15 protein-coding genes are annotated in these 24,157 nt (G+C 69.8%); 9 read left to right on the forward strand and 6 right to left on the reverse strand.

What is annotated here, in order from left to right:
- Nucleotides 1-27 precede the first annotated feature (27 nt).
- A complete protein-coding gene (gene proA / locus E6C64_RS02170; RefSeq protein WP_136425963.1) occupies nucleotides 28-5,979 on the reverse strand; it encodes an anti-phage protein ProA in 5,952 nt (1,983 codons plus the stop codon).
- A gap of 220 nt (nucleotides 5,980-6,199) precedes the next feature.
- Between proA and E6C64_RS02175 the strand changes: the two genes are divergently transcribed.
- A complete protein-coding gene (locus tag E6C64_RS02175; protein ID WP_136425964.1) occupies nucleotides 6,200-6,790 on the forward strand; it encodes a hypothetical protein in 591 nt (196 codons plus the stop codon).
- 165 nt (nucleotides 6,791-6,955) lie between these two features.
- A complete protein-coding gene (locus E6C64_RS02180; protein WP_136425965.1) occupies nucleotides 6,956-7,975 on the forward strand; it encodes a hypothetical protein in 1,020 nt (339 codons plus the stop codon).
- A 45-nt stretch (nucleotides 7,976-8,020) separates the two neighbouring features.
- Here the strand turns inward: E6C64_RS02180 and E6C64_RS02185 are convergent, their stop codons facing one another.
- Nucleotides 8,021-9,034 (reverse strand): ice-binding family protein, encoded by a 1,014-nt coding sequence (locus E6C64_RS02185; protein WP_158437700.1) that lies wholly within the window; start codon nucleotides 9,032-9,034, stop codon nucleotides 8,021-8,023.
- 243 nt (nucleotides 9,035-9,277) lie between these two features.
- Here E6C64_RS02185 and E6C64_RS02190 point away from each other — a divergent pair, with 243 nt between their 5' ends.
- From E6C64_RS02190 to E6C64_RS02200, 3 genes are all read left to right on the forward strand, one after another.
- A complete protein-coding gene (locus E6C64_RS02190) occupies nucleotides 9,278-11,782 on the forward strand; it encodes a DEAD/DEAH box helicase (RefSeq protein ID WP_136425967.1) in 2,505 nt (834 codons plus the stop codon).
- A gap of 111 nt (nucleotides 11,783-11,893) precedes the next feature.
- Nucleotides 11,894-12,463, forward strand: a complete 570-nt coding sequence (locus tag E6C64_RS02195) for an acyl-CoA thioesterase (protein WP_233255413.1) — start codon at nucleotides 11,894-11,896, stop codon at nucleotides 12,461-12,463.
- 49 nt (nucleotides 12,464-12,512) lie between these two features.
- Nucleotides 12,513-13,079, forward strand: coding sequence for a YdeI/OmpD-associated family protein (locus E6C64_RS02200; RefSeq protein WP_136425968.1), 567 nt, complete (start codon nucleotides 12,513-12,515; stop codon nucleotides 13,077-13,079).
- 144 nt (nucleotides 13,080-13,223) lie between these two features.
- Here E6C64_RS02200 and E6C64_RS02205 read toward each other — a convergent pair whose 3' ends face one another.
- The 3 genes from E6C64_RS02205 to E6C64_RS02215 all read right to left on the reverse strand — a co-directional run bounded on the left by E6C64_RS02205 (nucleotide 13,224) and on the right by E6C64_RS02215 (nucleotide 15,896).
- Nucleotides 13,224-14,294: a hypothetical protein gene (locus E6C64_RS02205; protein WP_136425969.1), complete on the reverse strand. Its 1,071-nt coding sequence runs from the start codon at nucleotides 14,292-14,294 to the stop codon at nucleotides 13,224-13,226.
- Nucleotides 14,295-14,350: 56 nt separating this feature from the next.
- Entirely contained in the window at nucleotides 14,351-15,331 is a 981-nt protein-coding gene (locus tag E6C64_RS02210; protein WP_136425970.1) for a M56 family metallopeptidase, read from the reverse strand.
- Between the two features lie 157 nt (nucleotides 15,332-15,488).
- Nucleotides 15,489-15,896: a BlaI/MecI/CopY family transcriptional regulator gene (locus tag E6C64_RS02215; protein ID WP_136425971.1), complete on the reverse strand. Its 408-nt coding sequence runs from the start codon at nucleotides 15,894-15,896 to the stop codon at nucleotides 15,489-15,491.
- A gap of 141 nt (nucleotides 15,897-16,037) precedes the next feature.
- Here E6C64_RS02215 and E6C64_RS02220 point away from each other — a divergent pair, with 141 nt between their 5' ends.
- The 3 genes from E6C64_RS02220 to cydC all read left to right on the forward strand — a co-directional run bounded on the left by E6C64_RS02220 (nucleotide 16,038) and on the right by cydC (nucleotide 22,207).
- On the forward strand, nucleotides 16,038-17,663 hold the full coding sequence (locus E6C64_RS02220) for a cytochrome ubiquinol oxidase subunit I (protein WP_136425972.1): 1,626 nt from the start codon (nucleotides 16,038-16,040) through the stop codon (nucleotides 17,661-17,663).
- 18 nt (nucleotides 17,664-17,681) lie between these two features.
- On the forward strand, nucleotides 17,682-18,710 hold the full coding sequence (gene cydB, locus E6C64_RS02225) for a cytochrome d ubiquinol oxidase subunit II (protein ID WP_136425973.1): 1,029 nt from the start codon (nucleotides 17,682-17,684) through the stop codon (nucleotides 18,708-18,710).
- Nucleotides 18,711-18,784: 74 nt separating this feature from the next.
- Nucleotides 18,785-22,207 (forward strand): thiol reductant ABC exporter subunit CydC, encoded by a 3,423-nt coding sequence (gene cydC, locus E6C64_RS02230; protein WP_158437701.1) that lies wholly within the window; start codon nucleotides 18,785-18,787, stop codon nucleotides 22,205-22,207.
- A 28-nt stretch (nucleotides 22,208-22,235) separates the two neighbouring features.
- On the opposite strand, the gene E6C64_RS02235 is transcribed toward cydC, so the two are convergent.
- Nucleotides 22,236-22,883, reverse strand: coding sequence for a hypothetical protein (locus E6C64_RS02235; protein ID WP_136425975.1), 648 nt, complete (start codon nucleotides 22,881-22,883; stop codon nucleotides 22,236-22,238).
- Between the two features lie 276 nt (nucleotides 22,884-23,159).
- Here E6C64_RS02235 and E6C64_RS02240 point away from each other — a divergent pair, with 276 nt between their 5' ends.
- Nucleotides 23,160-24,035 carry a DMT family transporter gene (locus tag E6C64_RS02240; protein WP_136425976.1) on the forward strand — a complete coding sequence of 292 codons (876 nt, stop codon included), beginning with the start codon at nucleotides 23,160-23,162 and terminating at the stop codon, nucleotides 24,033-24,035.
- The last annotated feature ends 122 nt before the right edge of the window (nucleotides 24,036-24,157 follow it).

Raw genomic sequence — 24,157 nt, forward strand, 5'->3', positions numbered from 1 at the left:
GGGCAGTTCGCGTCTGTCGTCCGATCGCTACTCGAGGCGGACGCGCTCGCCGTCGTCGCGGAAGCGATCGGCCAGCGCACCGCGGGTCATCGCCTTCGTCATCCGCGTGCGCGCCTGCTCGCTGATCCGCGAATAGCCGAGCACATCCGCGGCTTCCCGGATCAGGTCGTCGCGGGTCATGCTGAACGACTCGCGCAGCACGAGCTCCATCGCGTTGATGACCTCTTCGAGGCTGACCTCGGTGAGGGCCCGATCATCCGACGAGGCCACCGTGCGGGCGCCCCGCCAGGTCTTGGGGTCGACGCCCTGCGGCCAGGCGAAGTCGTCGACGATCCGGAACCCCGCACCGAGCACCTTGGTGAGATCGTCGCGCCGTCCCTCGGTGAGGCGCGCGACGCCGAACCGCTTCGCCACGATGCCGACCAGCCGGTGGAGCGGGATCGGGCCCTCGATGTCGAGGATCTCGGCCGCGATCCGGATTGCCGCGGGCGCGGCCATCCGCATGTTCTCGAGAACGGATGACGACGCGATCGCGGTGTCCGGCGCCGGGGTGAAGGCGCTCAGCGCGATCGCGGGTCGCGCGTTCGCGCCGACGGTCCGCAGCGTCGCGGGCGGCGCGGACGTGGCCTCGCTCGCGGATCGCATGGGAACCGAGTTGCGGCTGCGCACGACAGGGGCAGGCGCAGCCGCACCGCTGGAAGCAGCGGTGGGAGGCGCGAACGCGCTCGGCATCCGCTTCGGCGGTGCCACCGGATCCGCCGTCGAGAGCGCGGTGACCAGGGCCTCCAAGCCGCCTTCCGGATCGCGGATCCATCCCGGCAGCCACACCCGCCGCACCTCGCGCCAGCCCATCACATCGCGCAGCAGCAGAGGCGAGCCCTCTCGGTCCGCCACGGTCGGTCGAGAGCTCCAGGCCGGCCCGTCCACCATCACCGCGAGGCGCCAGAAGTCCTCGCCCGGACGCCGGGCGGCGACGTCGACGGTGAAGGCGGACATCCCGAGCCCGACGTGCGTCTCGAAGCCGCGGGAGCGCAGCGCAGCGGCGATCTCCTCGACGAAGCGGCTGTGCGGAGTCGACTCTGCGGGCGCGGCTACGACCGTGCTGCGTCCCGCCGCGAACTCGAGGTAAGCCCGGAGATCGGCGATGCCGCGGGCGTTCGAGCGGCGCAGGTCGATGTCGGCCGGATCGAACGAGCTGACCAGGACGATCTGCTTGCGGGCCCGGGTGATGGCGACGTTGAGCCGCCGCTCGCCGCCGTCGAGGTTGAGCGGCCCGAAGTTGAGCGGCAGCAGCTTCGTCGACGGATCGACCGAGAAGGCGAGCGAGAACAGGATCGTGTCCCGCTCGTCGCCCTGCACGTTCTCGAGGTTCTTCACGAACAGCGCGAGACCGGGCTCCGCGGTGAGCGCCTTCTGGATCACCAGATCCTGACTGTCCTCGAGCAGGTTGAGGATGAGATCGCGCTGCTGGATGTTGAAGGTGACGACGCCGATGGACTCCTTGGCGGTCGCGGGATCGCGCAGACGCGCGCCGATCTCGTCGACGATGGCTCGCGCCTCGACCTCGTTGGTGCGCGTCCGTCCGCGATCGAACCTGCCATCGACACGACGCCAGGTCACCCCAGCCTGCGGATCGACGCCGGGAGAGGGCAGGCTGACCAGGCGATCGTCGTAGTAGTGCGAGTTCGAGAACGCGATGAGGCTCTCGTCTCGGCTGCGGTAGTGCCAGCCCAGCCACAGCTGCGGGAGTCCCGACTCGACCGACTCGGTGAGGATGCTCTCGAGATCCTCGATCACGACCTCCTCTGGACTGTCGGTGCCGGGCGCTGCCTCGACCTGCATGACCCGGGTCGGGGGCATCTGACGCGAGTCGCCGACGACCACGACCGACCGTCCACGACCCATCGCGCCGATGGCCTGGGAGACCCTGATCTGGGACGCCTCGTCGAAGACGACGAGGTCGAAGCCGAGGGTTGCCGGGTCGAGGTAGTGCGCGACGGACCCGGGACTCATCAGGAAGCAGGGGGAGATGGCCTGCAGGGCGTCGGGGTAGCGGCTGGTGATCTCTCGGAAGGTGAGGCCGCCGCGCTTGCGCTCGATCTGGCGGGCCAGCTCGGCGACCTCGCCCCGCAGCCCGTCGGCGCGGAACGGACGCTGAGCCAGCAGGGTGGCAGGCCCCACCTTCTTGAGCAGCTCGCGGCTGAGCACGGCGGCATCGAGGTAGCCGGCCGCGACCCGGTCCTGGGCGATGGGATCGAAGCGGTCGAGGCCGGTGCTGGAGGTCCGCTCGATGAGGGAGGCTGCGGCGACGCCGCGCATCAGCGCCTCCGACGCCTCGTCGGGTGCGATCTCGACCGCGCCGAGCTGACCCGCGAAGGCCGGGAGGTCGCAGCCCTCGAGGTCGGCGAGCAGCCGACGCAGCTCGGTCATCCGCTCGGGCTGCAGCAGAGCCGTGGCATCGAGGTCCCGCTGCCACACCGCAGAATCGGAGGCCCAGGCCGCGAGCCAGTCGCGCGACCCGGCCGACGTCCACTGCCGGACCGTGAGGTCGCCGCCGTGCAGGGACGCGATCCAGCGGTCCCACGCCTGCGAGACGTCGCGCAGCACGGCGTCGTCGCTCGTCGTCGTGGCGGGCATGGCGGTCCACGCCGCGGGAGCCGATCCGCCCAGGGCGACGGCGGCGCGCGAGACGTCGGCTGCCGCATCGAAAGCGGCGAGGGCGGCATCGCCGTACGGCTGCCAGTCGGTGGGCAGGTGCAGGCCGGCGATGGACCGCGCCTCCGTCGCCAGAGGCAGGGCGGCGTCCCGCAGGGCGAGAGTGCGGGCCAGCAGATCGGTCAGCTGCGGCCCGCCGACCGTCGCGCCCCCGGACAGCAGGGAGCCGACCCGCTCGAGGGTGCCGCGACGGCGCATCTCACGGAACAGCACCTTCTCGTCGAGCTCGACCGAATGCGCATGGAGCTCGGCGAGGTCGGCCGCCTCGACGAGACCGGGTGCAGCGGCCGCGATGGTCGCGGCGTGGAGGTCCCGGAACTCGGCGACCCGGCGTCGCACATCAGCCACCGCCTCCCGCCAGCTGGGCCGGTCGATGGCGGCCAGCTCGCCCCGATCCGGCACGCCACCCGCGGCGCGCGCGCTGAGCAGGGTGAGCACGTCGTGCAGTGCGGACCCCGGAGGCGTCTGGGGCAGGCCGGCCGACCACTCGGGCGAGAGATCCGACAGTCGTCGGTGCGCTGCCTCCAGCTCGGTGAGTGCGGATCGCATCGCGTCGAGGTCGAGTGCGGCGCCGTCGACCGCTCCGACGAGCAGCCACGCGTAGCCGCGGGTGAGGCCCATCCGGGACGCGGCATCGGCGAAGTCGCGGGTGATGGTCGTCGCATCGAGCAGTCCGTTCGACGCCACCCAGCCCGCAGGGACCAGCGCCGTGGGGCCGTCACCGAGAAGCGCCTTCGCGTCGTAAGCCGACCAGAGCGACTGACCTGCGGCGTTGACGCCGTGCAGCAGCGGGGGATAGCGATCGAGTGCCGCGACGGTGGTGCGCAGCCGGGAGTCCGTCATCGCCCAGAGCGCGTCGTCCGCGGTGCTCGCGAGCTCGAGGGAGGCCTTGAGCTGATCGCGGATGGACTTCATCGACTGCTTGGCGCCGTGCAGCTCGAGGCAGAACGCGCCGAGCCCGATCGCGTCGAGTCGTCGCTTGACGACCTCGAGGGCCGCCTGCTTCTCGGCGACGAACAGCACCTTCTTGCCCTCGGCGAGGGCGTGCGCGATGAGATTGGTGATGGTCTGCGACTTGCCGGTGCCGGGAGGGCCTTCGAGCACGAACGACTGCCCCTGCGCCGCGCGAACCACCGCGGCCATCTGGGTGCCGTCCGCCGCGATCGGCAGGCGGAGGTTCTGCTCGTCGATCGGGGGGAGCGAGCTGCCGACCGGGTCGACGAACGTCTCGCCGGGGCGCTCCACGAGATGCTGGACCACCGGATTCGCGCCGAGGGTCCGCCAGTTCTCGTCGAGGTCCTTCCAGATCTGGAAGGTAGAGAAGCGCAGGACCGCCAGGCTCGCGGTCTCCTCGATCCGGAACGGCATGCCCGAGTCGAGGAGGCGCTTGCGGATGCCCGCGAGCACCGCGCCGATCGCGATGCCGGTGTCGTCGATGGCGGGGTTGGCGAGCTCCGGCAGCTCCAGACCCTGCGTGCTGGTCAGCCATTCGAGAAGGCAGAGGTTGGGCTGGGCGACGTCCTCGCCGTCGAGCTTGAAGGCGTACGGCGCGAGGGCGAGGCCGCCGGTGATGCGCACCGGAAGCAGGAAGAGCGGTGCCCTCGCCTCGCCGCCGCCGGGCTTCTCGTGAACCAGCGAGCCGAGGGCCAGGTAGAGGTAGTTGGAGCCCGTCTCCTGCTCGAGGGTGTCGGCTTCGCGCTTCATGGTGCGCAGCTGAGCGCGGTGCTTGGTGTCGTCCTTCAGCGAGAACACGGAGCGGGTGGTGCCGAAGAGGGTGCGCATCACATCGGGCGCGATCTCTGTCGCGGCGCGGTAGCCGGCGAGCTTCTGCAGGTCGCTCGAATCGAGGCCGCCGAGCAGCCGCACGGTCTTGCCGGAGTGCACGACGTCGTCGAGCGCGGCGAGCATCCCGGGCGGCACGACGAGGTCCATCACCTTCGAGGACTTCGGCATGTTGAGCAGTGGGTTGCGCAGGCTGAGGTCGAGCAGATCGCGCTTCCAGGCTCGGAAGCGCGCGGGGGAGTCGTCCCGGCGCTCGAGCACTCCGCGGACGATCTCCTCATCGGCGCCGCTGAGCTCGCGAAGGGTGGAGTGGGAGACGAAGGGACGCTCGGCGTCGATGGCGGCCTGCAGCTCGGCCTCCGAACGGCTGTCGAGGTCGGGACCGTCGGGGGTGTCCAGTCCGAAGGTCGCCATCGGCCGGACCCCGTCGAGCCGTGCTCGGGTGATGTCGAGCATGCTGCGGAGCTCGTCGAATCCGGTGCGCACCTGGTCCGACCCCGCCCGGAGGGCGCTGCGGAAGTCCCGGCTGGCGGCTCCCGGCCCGATGCCGGTCAGCTCGACGGCCTGCGCCTGGCCGATCTCGACGAGGTTGGCGATGGTGTTCCTGGATTCGAGCACGGCGGTCTCGCCGTACAGCTCGGTGGCGTAGAAGCCCGCGAAGGAGTGGGTGGCGGTGAGGAAGACGAGCGGCATCAGACCCGCCGCCTCGAGGCAGGCGGCGTACATGACCGCCAGGTCGACGCAGGTGCCGAGCCGGTCGGTGAGCACCTGATCCGTGGTGCGCACCTTCTGCCCCGTGCTCTCGAACGACGCAGGCGGATTGACGTAGCTGATCCGGGCGGCGCGGAGGGCTTCGTAGAGGGCTCCTGCGATCTGGGACGCTCGCTCGGCGCCCGACTGGTAGCCGTCGATGGACGAGCTGCCGGTGCTCTTCAGCAGCGATTCGGACGCCGCGCGGAGGACACGGGTGACCGAGTGGGCGTTCGGCTGCACGAACGTGGCGAGCGCGCCGTGCAGTCCCGGGTAGTTGAGGAACTCGTTCACGGCGCGGATGTCGAGTGCCGCCAGGATGCTGGGACCCGGCGTGGCCGCGCCGGCCCCATGGGCGTCGACACCCTGCACGACGGATTCGAGGCCGAGGGTGCCGGGCGTCGCCTCCACTGCCGAGGTCAGCGTGGGCAGGAAGACGTCGAACAGACGAGGATCGTCGAGACGCGTCGCTCCGCCTCGCGCAAGAGGACCCGCGAGCTCGTGCTCCCAGTGGATCATCGGGCGGCCCGCGACGGCGAGCTCGGCCGTCAGGCGCACGCCGCGCAGCTCTGTCCCGGACTCGTTGTGCACGACGAGGGAGCGGATGAAGGGGATCCCGCTCGCGGCCAGCGACGCGGTGAACCGACGCTGGAGCTCGACCTGCAGACGCACGCCGCCCAACTGGGCCTCGAGCACCTCGTAGATCGTGTCCGTGACGGATGCCCCTCCCATCAGTGCCCCTCCCGACGACTCGTACCGAGCGTACCCACGTCCGCCGACGGCTTGGCGACCGGCCAGCCGACCGCCCAGCCGACTGCACACCGGCGGATGGGATGCATGCGTCCTCGGCGCGGCCGCGTGCGCGGATTCCCTAGCACTCGAGTTCTCCTCAGGGTGCGCGACACGGCGTGGCACCGACCAAATCCTTCGACCACGGGTTTAACCTTTTTCGATGGACTGGGTAACTGCGCAGCTCTCCTCCTTCTCCGACTGGTTCCCGCTGATCGGAACGCTCCTCGTGGTGCTCGCCGGGCTGATCGGTCTGACGGCCGTGCTCGGCGCGGACTCGCGCCGTCGACACAACGCCCGCTTCGATGACGCCCTGGCCGGCGTGATGGTCGCCCTCGGTCGCCGCGCCGAGGCGCTGGAGGCGTGGTCGCACGGCGATCAGGACTCGGGGCGCAACGCGGTCCGGGTGCGCTCGATGACCGAGCCGCCTTCGGACGTCGACCTGCAGACCCATCTCGACATCGCCTGCATGACCGCCCCGCGCCGCCACCGGTCGACGATGCACATGCTCACGAACGCATCGACGATGATGAGCCACGGACGCGTGGACTGGCAGATCGTGCGCAGCGCCGACCTCTCGCGGCTGACCCGCAAGTGGCGCACCCGCGTCATCGATCGGGCTGAGTTCGTCTCGCGGCTCGACGCCATCGAGGTCGAGGTGCGCGCCCAGGAGCGCGTGGCCAACCGCCGCGACGATGACGACTTCGCCACCGAGCAGCTGACCGGACTCTCGAAGCGCCCGCTGCTGATCTGACGCACGAGCACCATCCCCGTCTGAGGGGAAATAGGAGCATTCCGAAGCCCTCGGTTCGCAGGCATCCACCGGCTGGTGGAGGCGCAAGATCCACCGTCTGAGATCGGCCCGTCTTCCTGGTGCACGGACCGCTCCGCGACCTACCGTCGGAGCAGGAGGTGCACCATGTCGCTCACCGTTCCGCCCGCTGTCCCGCCCGTCAGCTCCGCCGTCCGTCCACCCGCCGCGGACCTCCGCTCCGCGCTGAGGCTGCCCGGCGTCCGCTGGCACCGGCCGCTCGTCGTGCTCGCCATCCTCATGGTGGTGCTCGCGGTGGTCAGCGTCATCGGCCTCGCTCTCGACGGTCGCGAGGTCACGGGCCTCGACGTGTGGGCGAAGCCCCTGAAGTTCTCCATCTCGACGGCCATCTATGCGATCACGCTCGCCTGGCTCGTCGGTCAGCTGACCCGATTCCGCCGGATCGCGTGGATCGCCGGCACCATCACGATGATCGCCCTGACCATCGAACTGGTGATCATCGCCGGTTTTGCGGCGGCCGGAGAGACCAGCCACTTCAACGTCTCCACCCCGCTGCATACGACGGCCTGGTCCGTCATGGCCTTCTCGATCGTCGTCGTGTGGGGCTTGACGCTCCTCATCGCCGTGCTGCTCTTCCGCAACCCGCTGGGCGATCCCGCCCGAACGCTGGCCATCCGTGCCGGCGTGATCATCGCCTTCGTCGGGATGGGACTGGCCTTCCTGATGACAGGACCGACCGCCGATCAGCTGAACGACTTCCGCGGCATCGCCGGCGCCCACACCGTCGGCACCGGGGACGGCGGCCCCGGCCTGCCGATCCTCGGCTGGAGCACCGTCGCGGGCGACCTGCGGATCCCGCACTTCGTCGGCATGCACTCCCTGCAGGTGCTTCCGATCGTCGCGATCCTGCTCGAGCTGCTCGCGACGCGGATTCCGCGGCTGGCCGGCCCGCGTGCGCGCGTCCGCCTGGTCGCGATCGCGACGGCGGCCTACGCCGCAGCTGTCGCGCTGATCCTCTGGCAGGCTCTCGTCGGCCAGTCGATCGTGGAGCCGTCGGGTCCCATCCCGATTGCCGCCGGTCTGGTCGCCCTCGCCGCCCTGACCCTCACCGCGGTCACTGTGATCCGCGCCCGCACCCCACAGCGAGATGCCACTTTTCGTCCCTAAAAGGTGCGGATAGGGACGGAAAGTGGCATCTCGATCAGAGGAGGGTCAGCGGCGGCGGGCCTGCCGACGGCCGAGCAGCACGAGGAAGGTTCCCGAGGCGAGCAGCGCCAGCGTGCCGACCACGAGGCCGGTCGCATCGAATCCGGTGCTGGCCAGCTCACGAGCTGCCACCTGATCCGCGGCGGTCTTGTCGGCCAGTGCGGCTGCGGCGGCGACTCGAGCCGCCTCATCGGCGGCCTGCTGAGCGGCCGTCGCCGTCGCCGCATCGGCTGCAGCCTGGGCCGCGGTCGCAGCTTCTGCATTCAGACGCGCGATGGTCGCAGCGGTCGAGGTCTGGTCGCAGCCCCGCGCCGCGGTGATCGTGTTGCTGTCGAGGGTGACCGCTCCGGTGCGAGCGAGAAGTCGTCCCTGCACGTCGGCGCCGGTCGTGGCGGTGATGGAGTTCATGGCCATCACCGTGCCGACCATGTGCGATCCGGTACCCAGCGTCACATCAGAGGCGACCTGCCAGAACACGTTGCACGCGTTCACTGTTCCGCCGAGCACCACCCGGCTGGTCGATGCGGTGGTGAGCGCGAACGCCTGGAAGACGAACACCGAGGCGGCGTCGCCGTTCAGGGTCACGGTGCCGGTGAGCCCCATGCTGCCGCCGTCGTCGCGGTAGGTGCCTGCGATCAGCTCCCGGTTGCCGAGCTCGGTGACGTTGCTCTCGAGCGGCGAGCGGCCCGCGGCATCGTTGTACGCGGTGGTGAGATCGTCCTGCGCGAGCACTGCCGCGGCGTTGGTCGCGTTCGTGGTGCCGCCGACGATGATGCCCGGCGGGAAGCCGGTGATGGCCGTGCCGGGAGACAGCCCGAGGTCGCCTCCGGTGATGACCGTCGGACCGGTGTTGGTCACGGCCGAACCGGCCAGCACCGCATAGCTGTCGGCGGTGTACAGGTACACCGGCGACTCGGCCGCCTGTGCGGCCGACCCTCCAGCAAGTGCGACCGCGACGGCGGCGACGAGTGCGATCGAGCTGACGCAGATGCGAGAGCGGAAAGAAGAATTGATGGTCACGAGGACCCCCCGAACAAATGGCGGATCAGCTGCGCGATATCTCGCCAGTAGGGCCCCCGCCCTAAAACTCCCCGGTAACTGAGGTTTAGCACGTATAGGCGGTCATTCCGAGAAATACCCTGGTTGGGGGGTTTATTTCAGCCCATATCCGGTGATATTGCCAGGTTTGCCTCTATCCGGCAAATCAATCAATGTGTTCCGCATTCGCAGAACATCTGCTTTCGGGATCCCCGGCCCGCCGGCATGCGTCAGACTCAAGAGATCATGACGCTGCTCGATCGGATGCCCAGCACGGACGATCCGGACGCGGCGTACGTCGCCTTCGTGGACTGGGCGGCCGATCGCGGTCTCGAGCTGTATCCCGCCCAGGACGAGGCGGTGCTGGAGATCGTCACCGGGTCGAACCTGATCCTGGCGACGCCGACAGGCAGCGGCAAGTCGCTCGTCGCGATCGCCGCGCACGCCACCGCGGTCGCCCAGGGCAAGCGCAGCTACTACACCGCACCGATCAAGGCCCTGGTCAGCGAGAAGTTCTTCGCGCTGGTCGACATCTTCGGCGCCGAGAACGTCGGGATGGTCACCGGCGACTCGTCGGTCAACCCCGACGCTCCGATCATCTGCTGCACCGCCGAGATCCTGGCCAACATCGCCCTGCGCCGCGGCCCCGATGCCGACGTCGATCAGGTGGTGATGGATGAGTTCCACTTCTACGCCGATCCCGACCGCGGATGGGCCTGGCAGGTGCCGCTGCTGATCCTGCACCGCGCGCAGTTCATCCTCATGTCGGCGACCCTCGGCGACGTCACCGACCTCGCGGACGACCTCAGCCATCGCACGAAGCGGGCGACCGCGCGGGTGACGAGCGTCGAGCGCCCCGTGCCGCTGCACTTCTCCTACGTCCGCGAGCCCACCCACGAGACGGTCGACGAGCTGCTCAACACCAAGCAGGCGCCGGTCTACATCGTGCACTTCTCGCAGGCGGCCGCCATGGAACGCGCCCAGGCGCTGAGCAGCCTGCGCATCGTCGACAGAGACGCCCGGGACCGGATCGCGGAGGAGATCGGCGCCTTCCGCTTCACGACCGCCTTCGGCAAGACGCTGAGCCGCCTGGTTCGCGGCGGGATCGGCGTGCACCACGCGGGCATGCTGCCCAAGTACCGGCGCCTGGTCGAGCAGCTCGCCCAGCGCGGTCTGCTGCGGGTGATCTGCGGCACCGACACGCTCGGCGTCGGCATCAACGTGCCGATCAGGACGGTTCTGCTCACCGCGCTCACCAAGTACGACGGCACCAAGATGCGTCAGCTGACGGCGCGGGAGTTCCATCAGATCGCCGGCCGCGCGGGCAGGGCGGGCTTCGACACCGCGGGAACCGTGATCGCCGAGGCGCCCGAGCATGAGATCGAGAACGCCAAGCTGATCGCCAAGGCCGGCGACGACATGAAGAAGGTCCGCAAGGTCATCCGCAAGAAGGCGCCGGAAGGCTTCGTCTCCTGGGGTGAGCCGAGCTTCGAGAAGCTGGTCGCCGCCGAGCCCGAACCGCTCACCAGCAGCATGCGGCTCACGGCGGCGATGCTCATCAACGTCATCGGCCGCGGCGGCGACGTGTTCGGGAACGTCCGCGACCTGGTCTTCGACAATCACGAGCCGCGAGCCCGCCAGTTCGACCTCGCCCGTCGTGCGCTCGGCATCTATCGCACGCTCGTCGCCGCCGAGGTCGTCGAGGTGGTGGAGGGCCAGATCCGGCTCACGGTCGACCTGCCCGCCAACTTCGCGCTCAACCAGCCGCTGTCGCCGTTCGCCCTGGCCGCGTTCGACCTGCTGGATCCGGAGTCACCGAGCTGGGCGCTCGACGTGATCAGCGTCATCGAGGCGACTCTCGACGATCCTCGACCCGTGCTCTCGCAGCAGGAGTTCAAAGCTCGCGGTGAAGCGGTCGCGGCGATGAAGGCCGAGGGCATCGAGTACGACCAGCGGATGGAGCTGCTCGAGCAGATCAGCTACCCCAAGCCGCTCGGCGAGCTGTTGGAGCAGTCGTTCGAGGTGTTCGCATCCAGCCAGCCCTGGATCCGCGACTTCGCACTGCGGCCCAAATCGGTGGTGCGCGACATGTTCGAACGCGCGATGACGTTCGCCGAGTTCGTCAACTTCTACTCGCTCGGCCGCAGCGAGGGCCTGGTGCTCCGCTACCTCAGCGACGCCTATCGCACCCTTCGCCAGACGGTGCCCGACGATGTGAAGGGCGAGGAGCTCACCGACCTGATCGAGTGGCTCGGCGAACTGGTCCGCCAGGTCGATTCGAGCCTCGTGGACGAGTGGGCCGAGCTGGTCAATCCGCACTCCGATCCGGATGCGCCTGTCGTGCCTCCCGCGCCTCCGAGCGTGCTGCGCAACCGACGGGCCTTCCTCGTGCTCGTGCGGAACGAGCTCTTCCGCAGGGTCCAGCTCGCCGCCCTCGACCGCCCGGACCAGCTCGTCGAGCTCGAACCCGACGGATCGCTCGATGCCGACGCGTGGGGCGCGCTGCTCGACGCGTACTACGACGACCACGACTCGATCGGCACCGGAGCATCCGCACGCGGCGCATCGATGCTGATCATCGAGGAGACGCCGACCGTCTGGAATGTGCGGCAGATCATCGACGATCCGGTCGGCGACCACGACTGGGGCATCACCGCGGAGGTCGACCTGGCCGAGTCGGATGAGCAGGGGATCGCCGTCGTGCGCGTCACGGGGCTGAACCGACTCTGAGGTTCGAGTGGGGAGGCCTTCCACAACGTGACTCGAGCGGGATCGGCTCTCGATGTGGGCCCGGCACAGCGGATATGCGCCTGTCGGCCCGCGCCGGTACATTTCGGACTCGTGGACCTCCTCCGTCGCTACGTCCGGCTGCTTCTGATCACGCTCTCCGCTCGTCGGGGTCCGCGACTGGATCCCCTCGGCATCAGCCGGATCAACGGGCGGGTCTGGCCGACCGACATCGACGAGTTCCGGCACGTCAACAACGGCGTCTATCTCTCGCTGCTCGACCACGCCCGACTCGATCTGCTCGAGCGCAGCGGGCTCTGGTCGCGGATCCGAGCCGCCGGCGTCTATCCGGTGGTCAGCATGCAGACCGTGAGCTACCGCAAGTCGCTGAAGCTAGGTCAGCGCTACGTCATCGAGACCCGGATCGCCGGATTCGACGAGCGGTCGGTGTTCATCGAGCAGCGCTTCGTCGTGGCTGGCGAGATCTATGTGCGTGCCTACGTGGTCGGCCGGTTCCTGCGCGAGCGCGGGGGAGTGGTGTCGATGGGGGAGCTGGCCGAGATCACCGGAGTCGACATCGCGTCCGTTCCCGTGCCGGCCTGGCTGGCCGACTGGGCCGAGGCCTCGAGGCTGCCCAGCACCCGAGATGACGCGCCGAGCGAATGGCAGCCGCTCGGCAGCTGATCGCCGATCGAGGACAGCGGCTGACCTGTTCACGTTCTAGCCTCGGAGGATGGCGGATCCCGTGAGCGAGCCGAGGCAGTTCCCCGACGTAGCGAGCTGGGAGGCATGGCTCGAGGCGCACGCAGAGACGGAGACCGAGATCTGGGTGAAGATCGCCAAGAAGGGCTCGGGCATCCCGTCGATCACGGTGCGCGAGGCGCTCGAAGGCGTGCTCTGCTTCGGCTGGATCGACGGCCAGCGCAAGGGCTGGGACGAGCAGTTCTTTCTCCAGCGCTACTGCCGCCGGCGAGCTCGCAGCACCTGGTCGCAGGTGAACGTCGACCTCGTGGCGAAGCTCGCGGAAGAGGGCCGGATGCGAGCCAGCGGACTCCGCGAGGTGGAGCGGGCGCAGGCGGATGGCCGCTGGGAGATGGCCTACGTCTCGCAGAGGGACTTCGTCCTCCCTGATGACTTCCAGGCCGCGCTCGATGCGAATCCCGCAGCGGCGGCCGCGTACTCCTCGCTCGGCAAGACAGCGCAGTACCTGGCCGCCTTCCCCGCCATCAAGGCGAAGACGCCGGCGGGCCGCGCGTCGGCCATCTCCGTGGCCATCGACCGCCTGGCAGCGAGCGAGTAGGCCGCCTCGGCCGGGCTTCGACTCGGGCGCTGCGCGCCCGGCTCAGCCACCGGGTGCTGCGGGCGGTGCACTCCTTCTTCGGTGGCTGGGCCGGTCCGAAGGGTCGTATCGAAGCCCACTCGGGCACCCCACAAGGCAAGAAGCTCAGATGCGCTCGCCGTAACGCGGGGGAGGGAGGTCCTCCCAGCGGACGGTCGGAGCAGTGCTCGGCCTTTCGGACAGAGCATCGCTGTGCTCGGCCGCATATCGGCGAGCGCGTCGCGCCTGGCGCCCGTAGATGGGCACGATAACCGCGATGAAGGCGACCGAGAGGATCATAAATCCGATCGCGAACCCTGGAATGACCGAGCTGGTGGTCCCCAGCACCTCTGGGAGCTGCTGCAGGGCGAGGCCGGCGAAGAGCAGGGCCTGCTGCGCGGATTGGACGGGAAGCAGCACCGCGATGATGCGCGCATAGCGGACCGCATCCGCATCACGTCCGACCGGCAGCTCCTCCGTCTTGCCGCGGAGGACCACTCGCCCCAGCGCTCGGGCGGCTCCCCACCCGCCGCCGACGAGCTCACGCGAGGCGCGGGCGAGCGGCACGACCGCGGTGAGACAGACGATCGAAGCCGTGATGAAGGCCAACGCGATGAGGCTCGGCGCCAACTCCCAGTCGATAGGAGACTCTCCGAGGGCGAGCGAGAGAGCGACGCCGCCCAGGGCCCCGGCGACGAGGGTGATCGCGAAGCCGAGCACGATCTGCCGGACCTTCCGGCGGAGCCAGGCTCGGGACAGCAGGTCCTCGCCCGCAGGCTCCGAGCGCGGCGTTGTCCGAGCGAGCTGCGCCCGTCGGCGGAGTCGATCTCCGATCACCGCGGCGAGGACGACGAACAGCGCCTGAACGAGAATGGCGGCGAGCGGCACCCAGGCCGGGATGCGTCCGACGACGCTGCTGGCGATGATCGCGAGCGCGCCGACGAGTGCCATCGTCGAGTAGGTGAGGAGCAAGGCGCGGTGCTGGGCGCGTCCGCTGGGGGATCTGAAGTCCAGCTTCCAATTCGCGGCCACCGAGCCGACGACAATCGGCAGGATCATCAGCAGTCCGCCGCCGACTGCGAGCAGCATGATGGAGGCGTTGCCGGGAGCTGGATCTGCAGCGATCGCCCCCAGAGTGAGCAGCAGTATCGGCGCCGGGGCGACTACAACCAGGACGATCGCGGCGATGACCTTCATTCGACCTCCGAGCTCGGGTCGTCGAACCCTATCCGACACGCCGCGAGCGCTGAGCCTCAGGCGGGGAGGAGGTCCGCGACGGCTGGAGCGGCGAGCAGCGCAGTGGGAACGGCGATCAGGGCGGACGCGGCGACGATCGCGCTGATGCGGGCGACCGCGCCGATCGGATGCGCGCTGCCGTCGAGGCGTCCGATCCGGGCCGCGAGGCGGGCTGCGTCATCGCCCAGCCCGCTGATGGCACTCGGCAGGCCGGCCGACCCGGACACCTGTCGCCTCTCGGAGGCGCCGGCTGCGCCGATGGCGACCAGCGTGATCGCTCGGGCGAGCGTGGCGTCGGCGACGGTGGTGCGGGCGTGGTCGTCGGCGAGCATCTCGGTGAGAGTCGCGACGGCACCCTCGGCCCGATTGGCGACGGGGAACCACGGCAGCGACGTGTGCCAGGCGCGGAAGGCGACCAGCACGAGATCGTGTCGCTGAGTGGCGTGCGCCCGCTCGTGCTCGATGACGCCGGTGAGCTCGTCCTCCGACAGCGTGCGCACCAGTCCCGCAGAGAAGACGGTGAGCGAGTGGAAGACGCCAGGCAGGCAGTAGGCGACCGGCGCCGCGCTGTCGAGCAGACGGGCGTCGGGCCGGTCGGGGATCGGGCTGGTCAGCAGGTCGATCAGCGCCCGGTGACGTCGGCGCTCCCTCGTCGTGTGCGCGATGGTGAGCAGGAGATTGAGGAGGAGGTGTCCGCCGAGGATCACCCCGGAGGTCAGCACCGCGAGGTGCAGCACCTCGGAGCTCGTGAAGGTGCCGCCCTGCATTGCGAGCACCAGGCCGCGCAGTCCACTCGCGAAGTCGTTCCCGAACGGCACCAGTCCGAAGGTGAGCAGCGCGCCGATCATCGACAGCCCTCCCGCGAGAGCGACGGCCTGCCAGAGCACCAGGGCCGTCGCCGGCGCGCGACTCGGCCATGCGGCGCCTGCCAGCAGCAGGGGTGCGGGCCAGGCGAGCACGACCGCGAGGGCGGCGAGGGCGAACGATCCGGTCAGCATCGCGCGCACTCGGAGGCGGATGGCTGGGCTTCGACACGACGCTGGCGCGTCGGCTCAGCCGCCGAGGGAGGTGGGCACCGAAAGCATCCGGTGGCTGAGCCGGGGCGCGGAGCGGCCCGTGTCGAAGCCCACTCGAGCGCGACCTCGTGCCCAGGCATCAGCCGAGGAGCTTGCGGAGCGTCTCGGCCTCGCTGGCGCTGACCTGTCCCACGAAGCGCTCCAGAACGGCGGCCGGGTTCTCCACCGAGCCGAGCACCTGGCGCATGAGCTGCGCCATGTGGTCCTCCCGCGTGCCGACCGCCGAGTAGGCATGCGGCCTCGAGGTGCGCTCGCGGGAGACGAAGCCCTTGTTCTCCAGCCGGGAGAGCACGGTAAGCATGGTGGTGGCGGCCGGCTTCTTCGCGTCCTCGCCGGCGGACGATCCAGCACCAGACCCAGCGCCCGATCCAGCGCCTGACCCAGCACCGGCGGGCAGCAGCTCGATCAGCTCGTATGCGGTGAGGGGCGCGGACGCGCTCCAGAGCACATCCATCACGGATCGCTCCAGATCACCCAGCGTGAGCACGACTGCCCCCTTCTCTCGCCCCAGTTTACGACAGATTCCCGGTTCTTCTACGCGCGGTAGAAATCGGCGTACACTCGAATCAAGGATTTCTACATGAAGTAGAAAAGTGGCCTCCAGCCGCAGCCTGGACGAGGAGCAGACGTGGATCCGGTCGACATCGCACGGTGGCAGTTCGGCATCACGACGGTCTACCACTTCTGGATGGTGCCGCTCACGATCGGGCTGGGCCCGGTGGTGGCGCTGATGCAGACCCTCTGGCTGCGCACCGGTCAGGAGCGCTACCTCCGGATGACCAAGTTCTGGGGGAAGCTCTACCTGATCAACTTCATCATGGGAGTGGCCACCGGCCTCGTCCAGGAGTTCCAGTTCGGGATGGCCTGGAGCGAGTACGCCCGGTTCGTCGGTGACGTCTTCGGCGCACCGCTCGCCATGGAGGGTCTGCTCGCGTTCTTCTTCGAGTCGACGTTCCTCGGGCTGTGGATCTTCGGCTGGAACCGGCTGCCGAGGCGGGTGCATCTCGCGACGCTGTGGATCGCCGTCTTCGGCTCGATCGCGTCGGCGTACTTCATCATCGTCGCCAACTCGTGGATGCAGCACCCCGTCGGCGTCGAGCTCGTCGAGGGCCGGGCGGTGATGACCGACATCTGGGCGGTGCTCGGCAACAGCACCGCGATCGCCGCCTTCACCCACACCATGTTCGGTGCACTTGGGGTGGGGGCCGGCTTCCTGATCGGCATCTCCTGGTACCACCTGTGGCGTCGGCGTCGTGACGGCATCGACTCCGTCGACGAGCTGGGCCGCGTCGTGGTGGGGGAGCGGGCGGACCTCCCCGGGCGGGATCGGCTCGACCACAGCGTCTGGCTCCGCTCGCTGAGGATCGGCGCGGCCGTCGCGATCCTCGGCTTCGGCGGAGTGGCCATCACCGGCGATGCGCAGGCGAAGCTGATGTTCGAGCAGCAGCCGATGAAGATGGCCGCGGCGGAAGGCGCCTGCGAGTCGGGCACCAGCTTCTCGATCCTCTCGGTCGGCACCTTGGGCGATCGGGACTGCGACGGCGTGGTCGGCCTCATCGAGGTTCCTGGCGTCCTGTCATTCCTCGCCAACGGCTCGTTCGACGAGCCCGTGCGCGGTGTGAACGAGCTGCTGCCCGAGTACCAGGCGGCGTATGGCGAGACCCTTCCGGACGACTCGATCTACGGCGACCGCGCCGGCCAGCCCATCCAGTACGTGCCGCTGATGGAGGTCACCTACTGGGGCTTCCGGCTGATGATCCTGTTCGGCGCCCTTGCAGCGTTCGCCGCCGTGGTCGCGCTCTGGCTGACCCGGAAGGGCACGGTCCCGCAGTCGAAATGGATCATGCGCCTCGCCGTGCTCGGCATCCTCGCGCCGTTCGCCGCCAACTCCGCAGGGTGGGTCTTCACCGAGATGGGGCGCCAGCCGTTCGTGGTGGCGCCGAACCCGAATCCGAGCGGGGTGGATGGGGTGTTCATGTTCACGGCCGCCGCCGTCTCGCCGGGCGTCTCGTGGGGCGAGCTGCTGTTCTCGCTGATCACCCTCACCCTCGTCTACGGAGCGCTCATGGTCGTCGAGGTGCGGCTGATTGCCCGGTTCACCCGCGCCGGCGTGGCCGCCGCGATGCCCGAGCTCATCCATTCCCGCGATGACGCCGGCCATCCCGACGGCGACGGCGACGAGGGCGATCCACAGGCCGACGGGGCAGACAGCCGCGTCCGCCGTGCCGACGACGTGCTCGGCTTCGCGTACTAGAGCGGGAGATCGCTGACCATGGAACTGCTGCCCACCGTCTGGTTCGTCGCCATCGCCGCGCTCTGGACCGGCTATCTGCTGCTCGAGGGATTCGACCTCGGAGTGGGCATGCACATGCTCGTCTCCGCGCGCGGCGAGAGTCAGCGCCGACTCATGCTGAACACCATCGGCCCGGTCTGGGATGGCAACGAGGTGTGGCTGATCACCGCGGGCGCCGCCACCTTCGCCGCCTTCCCGCTCTGGTACGCCTCGCTGTTCTCGGGCCTGTACCTCCCGCTGGTCTTCGTGCTGCTCGGCCTCATCTTCCGGGCGGTCTCGATCGAGTACCGCGGCAAGGGCTCGACGGATCGTTGGCGCAGGATGTGCGACCTCGGACTCGGCGTCGGCTCGTTCGTCGCAGCCTTCGGCATCGGCGCGGCGCTCGGCATCACCACCACGGGTCTGCCGATCGACGCGAACGGCGATCGGGTCGGCGGCCCGCTCGCCTGGCTGAGCGTCCCTGCCGTGCTCGGCGGGCTCGCCGTCGTCGGCTTCTGCCTCGTGCACGCCGCCGCCTTCCTCGCGCTCAAGACGGACGGACCGGTGCGTCGGCGATCCGGTCGGTTCGTCGGCGGCTGGGGCATCCTCGCTCTGCTGCCGATCGTCGGCTGGGTCCTGCTCGTGCAGGCGAACAACGCGAATCCGTGGAGCCTCGCGCTGGTGGCGGTCGCGGTCCTCGCGGTCGGCTACGGCTGGGTCAACGCCCACCGAGAAAACGAAGGGCGCGGATTCCTCGGGCTGGCGGTCTTCCTGATCGCCGGCGTCGCGAGCATCTTCTCGGCGGTCTATCCGGTGGTCCTGCCGTCGACGATCGATCCCGCCTTCGACCTGACGATCTCGAACGCGGCGAGCGGCGAGTACACGCTCGGCGTGATGACCTGGGTCACCGCGTTCGGACTGCCGCTGGTCTTCGTCTATCAGGGCTGGACCTACTGGGTCTTCCGCCGGCGCCTGTCGGAGCAGCACATCCCCGACGCGCACCCGGTCGTGTCGGCGGCGGGACGATGAGCACCGTCCGCGCTGCACGCACATCCCCGAGACGGTCCTCCCTGACACAGCCCTCCGCCCGCGGCCCTCGGGCGATGCTCGCCGAGCTGGGGGAGAAGCGCAGCCGGCTGATCTACCTGCTGGGCCTGCTCAGCGGCATCAAGGCGCTCTCCCTCGTCGCGATCGCGGGCGGACTGGCCGCGGGAATCAGCGACCTCGCGGTCGGCAGCGGGAGCTGGACGGCGGTGATCCCCGTCATCGCATGCGCCGCGGTCGCACGCGCCCTGTCCGGCTGGGGAGCCGAGGTGGTGGGAGCCCGTGCGGCCCTCGACACCACGGGCGAGCTGCGCGACGGCCTCGCCGCCCGCGCCGCGCGGTCCGGGGCGGGTCAGCATGCTGCGTCGGGATCGGGATCGGTCGCCGCACTGGGAACGGTCGGACTCGACGGCCTGGACGCCTACTTCACGACGGTGCTGCCCGCCATGGTGAGCGCCGCCGTCGTTCCGCTGATCGTCGGCATCCGGATCTTCGCGGCCGACCCGCTCAGCGCCATCCTCATCCTGATCACGGTCCCGCTCATCCCCATCTTCATGATCCTGGTCGGCGGCCACACCCGCGATGGCGTCGATGCGGCCGCCTCCGCGCTCACCAGGCTGACCGATCAGCTGATCGAGCTGGCGCGCGGCCTGCCCGTCCTGGTCGGCCTCAACCGGGCCGATGACGTCGCCGCCACGCTCGAGCGCCTGTCGGACGAGCACCGGGTGCGGACGATGGCGACCCTGCGCACGGCGTTCCTGTCGGCGCTCGTGCTCGAGCTCATCTCCACCATCTCGGTGGCCCTCGTCGCAGTCGGCATCGGCCTGCGCCTGGTCACGGGCGACCTCGATCTCGAAGTCGGACTGCTCGTGCTGATCCTCGCCGCCGAATGCTACGCACCGCTTCGGGACGTCGGCGTCGCCTTCCATGCCGCCGAAGACGGCCGTGGCGCACTCCGTCGCGCTCGCGCGTTCATCGAGGCACCCGTTCCGGCCGGTGTGCTGGGGGATGAGGAGACCTCCGCCGGCGCCCCGACCCGGATGGGAGCCGGACCGGTCGATCTCAGAGTCGACGGACTCGGCATCCGCTATCCGGATCGCACCGAGGCGACGATCGCATCACTGAGCTTCGAAGCCGAGCCCGGCACGACCATCGCGCTGCGCGGTGCGAGCGGCACGGGCAAGTCGAGCGTCCTCGCGGTGCTGGCAGGAACGCCCTTCGGCGCGGGAGCAGAGGTCTCGGGTCGGGTCGGAGGACTGCACGGACGCACGGTCGCCTACGCACCGCAGCACGTGCACACGGTCGGAGAGACGGTCCGGGCGGAACTGGAGCTGTACGGGGCCGGCCTGGAGGAGGAGCGCCGCGGGCAGGTCATCGACGCCCTGCTTCGAGAATTCGACCTCCAGGTCGTCGCGGACAGCGATCCGTCTCAGCTGAGCCCGGGCGAGCTTCGCCGACTGGCTGTCGTGCGGGCCCTGTTGCGGGTGGAAGCCGGGGCGGGGATCCTGCTGCTCGACGAGCCGACCGCGCATCTCGACGAGCACCGGGCCGCCACCGTCCGCAACGCCATCGCGCGCCTGCACGGCTCTGTCACCATCGTGTTCTGCTCGCACGACCCTCGGGTCGTCGCACTCGCCGACCACACCGTGGCCGTGGGCCACGAACAGGGTCCGGGCGGGGAGCGCGGGCTGCCTGCTCGCTTCGCGGAAGACGGCCACCCAGCCGGCATCAGCAGAGCTGAGCAGATGCCTGCCGCCGCGGCCGCCGCATCGAACCCACCGGCGTCGCCCGTGCCGCTTCCCCTCGTCCTGGAGACCCTCCGATCCATCCTGCGCCCCGTCGCAGGACCGCTCCTCGGCTCCGCGATCCTCGGCAGCTTCGCGGCACTGTTCGCGATCGCGCTCACCGCCGTCTCGGGCTGGCTGATCGTGCGAGCCAGCGAGCATCCGCCGATCATGTACCTGACGGTCGCGATCGTCGGCGTGCGGTTCTTCGGCATCGGGCGCTCCGGACTCCGCTACGCCGAGAGGCTGAGCACCCATTCCGCGGTCTTCGCCTCGCTCACCGTGCTGCGCGGGAGGCTCTGGCGCGCGATCGCCCGACGCGGTGCCGCCTCGCGAGCCGTTCTGGGCGGAGGCGGCCCGTTCGACGCGGTCATCGTCGTCGCCGATCAGGTGCGCGACCTTGCTCCTCGTGTGCTCCTCCCGCCGGTGATCGCAGTGCTGTCGAGCGTCGCGGCGGTCGTCGCGGTCGCTCTCCTGCATGCGCCTGCGCTGGCGGCGCTGATTCCCGCGCTGCTGATCTGCCTCGTGCTCGCGCCGATCCTGGCGATCGCGACCGATCGGTCCGCCACGCGGACGCGCACGGCGTTGCGCTCCGTGACGGCTCGACGCCTTCCCCCGTTCCTCGCGGCCGCCGCCGAGCTCGTCGCGAACGGCGTGGATGGCGAGGTGCGCCGGGCCTTGCGAGAGGACGATGCCGTCGCCGCGGCGGCGGCGAAGCGCGCGGCGTGGTCGCGCGGACTCACCGGCGCTCTGGTGATCGGCGTCCTGACTGCGGCCTCGGGCGTCATGCTCGCCGTGAGCGCACCCGCCGCGGCCGGCGGAACTCTGAGCGGCGAGGTCGTGGCCGTGCTGGCCCTGCTGCCCCTCGCGATGATCGAGGTCATGCTGGGCGTCGTGACGGCCGCTCAGCAGTGGCCCGCGCTGCGTGTCGCGCTCGCTCGTTCGGCGAGGGTGCTCGGACCGGAGCCGCTCGAGGCCGCCGACCCGGCTGCCGCCACGCGGCTCGAGGGAATCGACAGCCTCGAGCTCGTCGCGGCCGCTGCCGTCTGGCCCGACGACGGCGCGCGCGCCTTCCCTGCCGTCTCGGCTCGCATCGAGCGAGGCGAGTGGCTGCGGGTGGAGGGCCGATCGGGTGCCGGGAAGACGGCACTGCTCGCCGCGATCATGGGCCGACTTCCGATCGCCTCCGGGGATCTCCTCGTGAACGGCATCCCAGCGTCGGAGCTGATGCCCGAAGATCTTCGGGATCGGATCTCATGGTGTCCGCAGGAGGCGTTCCTCTTCGACTCCACCATCCGCGGGAACCTCCTCATCGCTCGCCCGCATCATGACCGACCGACGGAGGCGGAGATGCTCGGTGCCCTCCGCCGAGTTGGCCTCGGGCCGCTGCTCGACCGGCTTCCTGACGGCCTGGACAGCAGGGTCGGCGCGCAGGGCGGACAGCTGTCCGGCGGTGAGCGCCAGCGGCTGGCCGTGGCACGGAGTCTGCTCAGTAGTGCGGATGTGGTGCTGCTGGATGAGCCGACCGCGCATCTCGATCATGATTCGGCCGTGACGCTGATGGCCGATCTGCGGACGGCACTGCGCGACCATCTCGTGGTCCTGGTCAGCCACGACCCCGCGGCGGTCGACGTCAGGGATGCGGTCCTCCGCCTGGACTCTTCGAGCCCGTCCCGGGCTCTTCAGCCGGTCGCCTGAGTCGGCGGCTCGGCCGGCACGGCGGACCTCAGCGGGTGGAGACGAATATCCAGGCTGCGACCATGCCGAGGAGCACGGGCACGACGAGGCTCGCGCACCAGATGGCGATCGGCAGCCAGCCGGGACGGCGGCCATCGGTCGTGTGCATGGCACGGACGATCAGGTAGGCCAGCGGCGAGAGCAGCAGCCAGAGAGCGGACGGCGCGGTGAACTTCCTCGCGAGGAGTGTCGCCCGGTCCAGGAGCGTGAAGGTCACCGACGCGGTGAAGAAGATGCCGAGGATGAGCATCGGCAGCGGTGCGGCGTAGAGCTGCGGCTGCAGCACCGCGAAGAGGAAGTCGGCAACCGCGTAGACCGCTGGGCTCACGGCGATCAGCCACACCCAGGGCGAATACGCGGACGGGACGACCTCACTCGCCGCGCGTCGGGCGGCGGCGGCCTGATGCGTCTCGACGGCGCCCCGCTGAACGTTGACGGCCGCGAGGGCCTCGAAGTGGATGGGTCGGATGACGGCGTCCACCGGTTCGATGACCGTACGGTGGATGTCCCGACGGCGAGGCAGCGGCGGCAGCTCGGTGACAGGCAGTGCGGTCACAGGCATTGCGGTCACAGGCATTGCGGTGACTGACAGCTCGGTGTGGGGCAGGCCGGGGAGGGTCGTCGCAGTGTCGCTCACGATCAGCCCCCGATGATCTCCGCGCCCGAAGCGCAGTTGCCTGATGGCCATCGCAGTCCGTCGGAGGCCCGCGAGCCATGGAGAGCTCGCGGGCCGCACAACAGTTGGTTGGATGGACCGGGTCCAGGTTACGACGCATGTTAGGAGCGACACGCGTCCCAATTGTGGTTACGACCAGGGGTGTTGTCGGGCCCTCGGTCTGAGGCCGCCCGCGGTAGGTGAGACCGTCAGTGAGAAGCGCCGCGGGACATCCTCGAACTCCGCTACACATGGAGGGTGATCGCGCTCCTCGGACTCGGCAGCGCCATCATCTACGGAGCCTCCGACTTCTTCGCCGGCCTCGCCTCGCGGAGGCTGTCCTCGCTGTTCGTCGCCTTCCTCAGCTCGATCGTCGCCGGGCTCCTGGTGCTGGTGGGAGTGCTCGTCAGCGCCCCGACCTGGTCGACGGAGACGGTCGTGCTCGGATCGGTCGCCGGGCTCCTCGGATCGATCGGCACGTGGGCGTTCTACGCGAGCCTCGCCATCGGACCGATGAGCGTCATCTCGCCCGGCGTGGCCACGATCTATGCCGTCGTGCCCGCCATCGCGGGCATCGCGCTCGGCGAGCGATTCCCACCGGCGGGCTACGTCGCCCTCGTCGCCGTGGTCGGTGCGGCCATCCTGCTCTCCCTGAACCGCGGGAGCGAGAAGGCTCGGATCCGCCCCCGTGCCGTGCTGCTCGGCGTCATCGCCGGTCTCGGCTACGCGGGCTACATCATCGCCATCGATCGGACCTCCGAGGAGTCGGGGCTCGCGCCGCTGCTGGTCGACTTTCTCGTGGCCGTCCTGGTGCTCGGCCTGGCGCTGCTGACCCTGCGCATCCGCCGCTTCTCGCAGCCCGAAGCGACGGCTCCCGTGGCGGTCTCCGCAGAGGATCGGCGACGCGGCCTGCTGCTCAGCGTCGTGACGGGCGTGACGCTGGCGGTCGGCAACATCCTGCTGGTGATCGGACTGCACATCGGCGACCTTGCGGTGATGGGCGTGCTCAACTCGCTGTATCCGCTCGGCACCGTGCTGCTCGCCATGATCGTGCTGCGTGAGCGCCTCAGTCCGCTCCAGCTCACGGGCGTGGTGCTCGCCCTCGGCGGATCCGCCCTCCTCGCCGTCGCCTGACCTTCGGGGTCTGAGCCGACCCCTCAGCGGAACGAACACTGGTCGGGTGGGCTTCGACGAGTGGGTCTCGCGGAAGATCGGTGGCTGAGCCGGGCGCGTAGCGCCCGTGTCGAAGCCCGGCC

The organism is Naasia lichenicola (genome assembly GCF_004801885.1).
Lineage (GTDB): Bacteria > Actinomycetota > Actinomycetes > Actinomycetales > Microbacteriaceae > Naasia > Naasia lichenicola.